Origin of the sequence: Rhizobium alarense (assembly GCF_021555155.1) — a bacterium.
GTDB classification, from domain to species: Bacteria; Pseudomonadota; Alphaproteobacteria; order Rhizobiales; family Rhizobiaceae; genus Rhizobium_D; species Rhizobium_D alarense.
In genome coordinates this window covers 1-852 of the sequence record NZ_JAKGBU010000189.1, presented here as the reverse complement: position 1 = coordinate 852, position 852 = coordinate 1, and the positions used below count along the sequence as shown (strand labels likewise).

The window sequence follows — 852 nt, the reverse complement described above, 5'->3', positions numbered from 1 at the left end:
AAGCGACTGCGGAAGCCTAAAAATTTGACCAATTATTTCGAAAAAACCGGAAATATAGAAGGAGTGCGGCCGTGAACAATTCGAACCATCCGGTCGCGGTGATCGGCGCGGGGCCGGTAGGCCTGGCGGCAGCGGCGCATCTCGTGGCGCGGGGCATGACGCCCGCCGTCCTCGAAGCCGGCGCGGCGGCCGGCACCAGCCTCTCCGCCTGGGGGCACGTGCGCGTCTTCTCGCCGTGGCGCTACGTCGTCGACGCCGCCTGCAGCCGTCTGCTGGCCGGCAGCGGCTGGGCGGAGCCGGACCCGGAGGCGCTGCCGACGGGTGCGGAGATCGTGCGCGCCTATCTCGCGCCGCTTGCCGCCCACCCCGCCCTTGCGCCGCATATCCGCTATGGTGCGCGCGTGACCGCGATCAGCCGCGCCGGCCTCGACAAGGTGACGGACCGGGGGCGTCGGGAGGCGCCTTTCCATATCCGCTATCGGGAGGCCGACGGCACGGAACACCGGCTGACGGCCGGCGCCGTGATCGACGCATCGGGCAGCTGGAGCCGGCCGAACCCGATGGGTCTCGACGGCCTGCGGGTTCCGGGCGAAGAAGACCTGGCCGACCGGATCGCCTATGGCATTCCCGATGTCGCCGGCGCGCTTGCGGCGACCTATTCGGACCGGCACGTGCTGGTCGTCGGCGGCGGGCATTCGGCGACCAACGCCGTGCTCGCGCTTCTGGATCTGAGGCAGGCCCATCCGGCAACCAGCATCACCTGGGGCCTGCGCAGCAACCGCCTCGACCGGCTTCTCGGCGGCGGGCTCAGCGACCGGCTCCCGGCCCGCGGCGCCCTCGGCCTCGCCGCCC

At 71.4% G+C, this 852-nt stretch carries 1 protein-coding gene; it reads left to right on the top strand.

Features of this window, described 5'->3' with window-relative positions; all coding sequences use genetic code 11:
• Nucleotides 1-71: 71 nt before the first annotated feature.
• On the top strand, nt 72-852 hold a 781-nt coding region (locus tag LXM94_RS25935; protein ID WP_235774776.1), incomplete at its 3' end, for an FAD-dependent oxidoreductase.